Genomic DNA, 6,390 nt, shown 5'->3' with positions numbered 1-6,390 from the left:
CGGGTCGGGGGGCCGAGCCGCCGGGTCGGGGGGCCGAGCCGCCGGGTCGGGGGGCCGAGCCGCCGGGTCGGGGGGCCGAGCCGCCGGGTCGGGGGGCCGAGCCGCCGGGTCGGGGGCCGAGCCGCCGGGCCGGGGTTGGGCTGCGGGGTCAGGGGGCGGCGAATATGCCGGACATGATCATTTCCTCGCGCTGTTCCTGAACGTCCGGGCGCAGCCGCCCTCCCCGCGTCAGCATGACCGTGCCGTGCAGCAGCGCCCACCCGACCTCGGCGAGGGTGTCGGGGTCACGGCCGGCAGCCAGTGGCGTCAGGGCCGCGCGCAGCTCGGCGGAGGCCGCCCGGGGCGCCCCGGGCCCCGGGTCGCGGCCCAGCGTGAGGTCCGCGGTGTGCGCGAGCATCGCGTCGTAGACCTCGGGACTGGCGTACGCGAAGTCCAGGTAGGCCGTCACCACGGCCGGCCACTGCCCACGCTCGCCTCCGGTGGCGGTGTCCCGGGCGGCGGCGAGCGCGGCGGCCAGGTCGGCGAAGCCGAGCACCGCCACGGCGGACATCAGCGCGGCCGGGTCGGGGAAGCGACGGTAGAGGGCCTCGATGTCGATCCCGGTCCGCTCGGCCAGCCGGCGGTGGGTCACCGCCGCCCACCCCTCGGCCTCGGCCAGCTGTCGGGCGGCCAGGACGAGGCGCTCCCGCTCGGCCGGCGCGGCGTCTGCTTCCTCTGCTGGCGACACGCCACCGATGCTAGCCACCGTCACCGCTTGTGAGGCATCCGCGACGGATTGACGACTCTGCGCCCCGGCGCGTCGCCGTCGCCGTCGCCGTCGCCGTCGCCAGAGATCTTGGTACCGGAGCGCCCCCATAGGGGCCGATTCCTGCCAAGATCTGCCCCGTTCGCCTCGCCGTGCCGCGACCGTTCGGGGAGCGGGCCGGCCGCACCGAGCCAGGACGGGCCACGCGCGGCGGAACGGGGCGCGGCGGATCAGGCCGAGGGCAGCGAGGGCGGGCCGACCCCCGACGCGCCGGCACGGCGACCCGCCTGCGTCACGGCAGCCTGACCCGCCTGCGGCACGATAACCACGGCCCGCCCGGCACGGCGGCTTGGCCCCGCCCTGACCCGCCTGCGGCACGGCGGGCACCACCCGCCCGGGCTCAGGGCGGGCACCGCCCGCGGGCTCAGGGCGGGCACCACCCGCCCGGGCTCAGGGCGGGCACCGCCCGCGGGCTCAGGGCGGGCACCGCCCGCGGGCTCAGGGCGGGCACCGCCCGCGGGCTCAGGGCGGGCACCGCCCGCGGGCTCAGGGCGGGCACGGCCCGCGCGGGGTCAGCGGCGCAGGGTGAGGATCAGGTCGGCGACCAGGGCCGTCCAGCCGGTCTGGTGCCAGGCGCCCAGCCCGGCGCCGTTGTCGCCGTGGAAGTACTCGGGGAAGCAGATCAGGTCCCGCCAGTCCGGGTGGGTCTGGAAGAGCTGGGCGGCGCCGTAGATCGGCCGCCGGCCCCAGTCGTCGCGGGTGAACAGGGAGATCAGCCGCGCGGAGAGGTCGTCGGCGATCTCGTCGAGGGTCCGCTTCACCCCCGACCGCGTCGGATACTCCACCTGGAGGTCGTCGCCGAAGAATGCGGCGTAGTCGCGCAGCGCGCTGATCAGTAGGAAGTTGGTCGGCATCCAGATCGGGCCGCGCCAGTTCGAGTTGCCCCCGAACAGGCCGCTGGTCGACTCGGCCGGCTCGTAGCCGACGCTGAACTCCTGGCCGCCGAGGGTCACCGAGAACGGCTTGTCGAGGTGGGCCCGGGACAGCGTGCGCAGGCCGTACTCGGAGAGGAACTCGTCGGTGTCGAGCATCCGGGCGAGCAACCGGACGATCTGCTCCGGGCCGACCATGGACAGCAGCCGGTGCTGGCGGCCGTCCGGTCCGAGCCGCCGGGCGCCGATGACGTCGGCGTACTCGGGGCGGTTGGCGAGGAACCAGCGCAGCCGGGCGTGCAGCTCGGGCAGCCGGTGCAGGGTGTGGGCGGTGAGCCGGGTCGTCGCGGCCAGCGGCAGCAGGCCGACGACCGAGCGGACCTTCAGGGGCACCTTCGAGCCGTCGGCGAGGCGCAGCACGTCGTAGAAGAACGCGTCCTCGGCGTCCCACAGGCCCTGCTCGTACGCGGCGGCGGCGATGTAGGCGAAGTGCTCGAAGAACTTGGTGGCGGTGTCGACCCAGGTGCGGTCGTGCTCGGCCAGCACGACGGCGATGTCGAGCAGGTTCAGCGCGTACATGCCCATCCAGCCGGTGCCGTCGGACTGCTCCAGCACCCCGGCCACCGGCAGCGCCGCCGACCGGTCGAACGGGCCGACGTTGTCCAGCCCGAGGAAGCCGCCCTCGAAGACGTTGTTGCCGCCGGTGTCCTTGCGGTTGACCCACCAGGTGAAGTTGAGCAGCAGCTTGTGCATCACCCGGGCCAGGAAGTCGTGGTCCCGGCTGCCGTCGATCTCGAAGACCTTCAGCGCCGCCCACGCGTGCACCGGCGGGTTCACGTCGCCGAACGCCCACTCGTACGCCGGGATCTGGCCGTTGGGGTGCAGGTACCACTCGCGGAGCAGGAGCAGCAGCTGCTCCTTGGCGAAGCCGGGGTCGACCCGGGCGATGCTGACGCAGTGGAAGGCCAGGTCCCAGGCCGCGTACCAGGGATACTCCCACGGGTCGGGCATGGAGATCACGTCGAAGCTCGTCATGTGCCACCAGGCGCTGTTGCGCCCGTGCCGGCGGCCCGGGGGCGGGGGCGCGGAGCCGGGATCGCCCTCCAGCCAACGCTTGACGTCGAAGTGGTAGAACTGCTTGCCCCACATGAGCCCGGCGATCGCCTGCCGGGCGATGAGGGTCTCGTCCGGTGTCGCGGCGGTCGGGATGACGCCGGCGAAGAACCGGTTCGCCTCCGCCCGCCGGGCCCACACCACCGCGTCGAAGCCGTCACCCAGGTCCGCCGGCGGGGGCGGGGCGCCGCCGGGCGGTGGGGCGGTACGGGTCAGCCGCAGGCGGATCCGCCGCTGCGCCCCGGCCGGCACGTCCAGCACGTAGTGCAGCGCCCCCTTGGTGCCCTCCCGGGCCGGGTTGACCGTCGGGGCGCCGTCGACCACGTGGTCGTTGATGCCGTCCTTCGGGTAGGCGGAGCGGCCGGGCAGCCCCCAGAGCCGTTCGGCGTTGGTGTCGTTGTCGCAGAGCAGCGGCGTGGGCTCCCCGTCGCCCTCCAGCAGCAGCTGACCGAGCACCCGGTGCTCGCCGACGAGCCGCGATCCCTCGCCGACCAGCCGGGGCACCCGGTCGCCGCCGGGCAGCCCCCACGCCCAGGTGTTGCGGAACCAGAGGGTGGGCAGCACGTGCAGGGTGGCCGCCCGGTCGCCCCGGTTGGCGACGGTGACGACGACGCACAGGTCCGTCGGGGTGGCCTTGGCGTAGTCGACGGTCACCGCCCAGTACCGGTCGTCGTCGAAGATGCCGGTGTCGACCAGCTCGTACTCGGTGTCGTCCCGGCCGCGCAGCGCGTTCACCGCGACCAGCTCGTCGTACGGGAAGGCGGCCTGGGGGTAGTGGTAGCGCCAGCGCATCCACGAGTGGGTGGGGGTGGAGTCCTCGTACCACCAGTATTCCTTGGCGTCCTCGCCGTGGTTGCCGCCGTCGCCGCCGAGGCCGAACATCCGCTCCTTGAGGATCGGGTCCCTGCCGTTCCACAGGGCGAGGGCGAAGCAGAACGTCTGCCGGTCGTCGCAGACGCCCGCCATGCCGTCCTCGCTCCAACGGTAGGCTCTGGACCGCGCGTGGTCGTGCGGGAAGTAGTCCCAGGCCGTACCGTGCTCGCTGTAGTCCTCCCGTACCGTCCCCCACGCCCGTTCGGACAGATAGGGACCCCATGCGCGCCAGTCCTGCTCCCCGGCGTCGGCCTGAGCCAGCCGGAGCCGTTCGGGGTCGGGCGCGGAGTCGTCGGGGGGCGGCACGTCGGTGATCACTCGCACATCTTCGACGCCGCCGGGGGACTTCACCACAGGAGCCATTCTCGTCGTGGCGTGTTGCACCCCGCCGCCGGTGGAGGAAAGTTGATCGACATTCGCTTCGGCCCGCAGGTGTGCGGCGACCTGACCGGCGGCGCCGCCCGGGAGTGGCTGGTCACCGACGGTCTCGGCGGCTACGCCACCGGCACGGTGAGCGGGCTGCGCACCCGCCGGTACCACGGGCTGCTCGTGGTGGCCGGCGAGACGCCGGCGTCCCGCCGCGTGGGACTGGTCGGCCTGGACCCGGCCGTGCTGTTCCCCTCCGGCGCCCGGGTGCGCCTGGGCGCGCACGAGTGGGCCTCCGGCGACGTCGACCCGCGCGGCTTCGAGCTGCTGGAGCGCTTCGACCTGACCGACGGCCTGCCCCGATGGCGCTGGCGCGTCGGCGACGTGGTGATCGAGCGGGAGCTGGCGATGACGCACGGCCGCTCCTGCGTGGCCGTCGTGCACCGGCTCGTCTCCGGCGGGCCGGTGCGGCTCGAACTCGCGGCGGCCTGCACCTGGCGGGACGCGCACGGCGAGCGCCGCGCCGACGGTCCGGCCCCGCGGGTGGAGCCGGTGCCGGGCGGGGCGGTGGTCGAGGGCGCGTTCCGGCTCGCCGGGCCGGACTGGACCCCGCAGGGACAGTGGTGGCTCGGCGCGCATCACCGGGAGGAGGCGGCGCGGGGCCTGAACCCCGACGAGGACCTCTGGTACGCGGGCCGGTTCTCGGGCGAGCTGGAGCGCCCGGGCGACACGGTGTCGGTGCTCGCCTGGGCCGGCGAGCTGGCCGAGGAGCCGCCACCGGCGACCGAGGTGGTCGCGGCGGCCCGGGCCCGTAACCGGCGGGTGGTGGCCGCGGCGAAGCCGGCCGACCCGGTCGAGGCGACGCTCGCGCTGGCCGCCGACGCGTTCGTGGTCCGCACCTCCACCGGGCCGGACGTGGTGGCCGGCTACCCGTGGTTCGGCGCCTGGTCGCGGGACACGATGATCTCCTACGAGGGGCTGTTCCTCTGCACCAACCGGGCCGACGAGGGCCGGGAGCTGCTGCGGGCGTACGCGGCGACGCTGTCGGAGGGCATGCTCGCCAACACCGCCGACACCGGGCGGGTGGAGTACAACACCGTCGACGCGACCCTGTGGTTCCTGCACGCGGTCAGCCGGCACGTCACCGTCACCGGCGACACCGACCTCGGCGACGAGCTGCTGCCCGCGCTGCACGGGGTGGTCGACGCGCACCTCGCCGGCACCCGCTTCGGCATCGCCGTCGACCCGGCCGACGGGCTGCTCACCCAGGGCGGCACCCCGGGCACGGCGCTGACCTGGATGGACGCCCGGGTGTACGGGGTGCCGGTCACCCCGCGTACGGGCAAGCCGGTGGAGGTCAACGCGCTCTGGGTCAACGGGCTGGCCGGCCTGGCCGAGCTGACCGAGCTGGCGGGGCGGGACGCGGGCGAGCTGTGGCGGCTGCACGAGCGGGCCAGCGCTTCGTTCCGGCACCGGTTCCCGGCCCCGACGGGCTGGCTGCACGACGTGGTGGACGCGCCCGCGCCGGCGTATCCGCTGGGTGGGGCCGCGCACCACGACGACGACCTGCTGCGCCCCAACCAGCTGCTGGCCTGGTCGCTGCCGTACGCGCCGCTGGAGCCCGACGAGCCCACGGTGCGCCGGGTCGCCGGCGGGCTGCTCACCCCGCTGGGCCCGCGCAGCCTCTCCCCCGACGCGCCCGAGTTCGTCGGGCGGCACCGAGGCGGTCCGGCCGAACGGGACGGCGCCTACCACCAGGGCACCGTCTGGCCGTGGCTGCTCGGCCCGTACGCCGACGCCGCCCGACGGGCCAAGATGCCGGTCGATGACCTTTTCGTCGGCATCGAGGCCCATCTGACCGAGTATGGCCTGGGATCGGTGAGTGAGACGGCCGACGGCGTCGCGCCGCACGCCGCCACCGGGTGCCCGTTCCAGGCGTGGTCGGTCGCCGAACTGCTGCGCGCCCGCAGGAACGGCCGGTAGCGCTTTACACGACCGCAACGGCGGCGTCTCCGGCGGTTAGCCAGCCGCCAGCAGGATGGGTCCCGATCCAGTCCCGACCGTCCCGGGCACCGCTCCGGTGCCAGCGGCGCGCACTCGGGGAAAACTCAAGGGGGCCGCATTGTCACCTGACGCCGACGTGATCGACATCCATCCCGCCCGGCGACAGCGGGTGCTGATGCTCTCCTGGGAGTACCCGCCGGTCCTCGTCGGCGGCCTCGGCCGGCACGTGCACGCCCTCTCCGTCGCCCTCGCCGCCGCCGGACACGAAGTCACCGTCGTCACCCGCCACACCGACGGCGCACCCCTCGAGGAGTACGCCGACGGCGTCCGCATCGTCCGCGCCGCCGAAGACCCCGT

The 6,390-nt window shown here is 74.7% G+C and carries 4 protein-coding genes; 2 read left to right on the top strand and 2 right to left on the bottom strand.

Annotated features, from left to right (window positions below):
- Window positions 1-148: 148 nt before the first annotated feature.
- Together ABZ573_RS32390 and ABZ573_RS32385 are read right to left on the bottom strand one after the other, a co-directional pair.
- Window positions 149-727: a TetR/AcrR family transcriptional regulator gene (locus ABZ573_RS32390; protein ID WP_327028983.1), complete on the bottom strand. Its 579-nt coding sequence runs from the start codon at window positions 725-727 to the stop codon at window positions 149-151.
- A gap of 590 nt (window positions 728-1,317) precedes the next feature.
- A complete protein-coding gene (locus ABZ573_RS32385) occupies window positions 1,318-4,026 on the bottom strand; it encodes a glucosidase (RefSeq protein WP_151453211.1) in 2,709 nt (902 codons plus the stop codon).
- Window positions 4,027-4,068: 42 nt separating this feature from the next.
- Here ABZ573_RS32385 and ABZ573_RS32380 point away from each other — a divergent pair, with 42 nt between their 5' ends.
- Window positions 4,069-6,012, top strand: a complete 1,944-nt coding sequence (locus ABZ573_RS32380; RefSeq protein ID WP_358122903.1) for an amylo-alpha-1,6-glucosidase — start codon at window positions 4,069-4,071, stop codon at window positions 6,010-6,012.
- Window positions 6,013-6,151: 139 nt separating this feature from the next.
- On the top strand, window positions 6,152-6,390 hold a 239-nt coding region (locus tag ABZ573_RS32375; protein ID WP_358122901.1), incomplete at its 3' end, for a glycogen/starch synthase.

It is taken from the genome of Micromonospora sp. NPDC007220, from assembly GCF_040634035.1.
Taxonomy (GTDB): domain Bacteria; phylum Actinomycetota; class Actinomycetes; order Mycobacteriales; family Micromonosporaceae; genus Micromonospora; species Micromonospora reichwaldensis.
The sequence above is the reverse complement of the archived record's forward strand: the minus strand, read 5'-3'. Positions and strand labels throughout refer to the sequence as shown.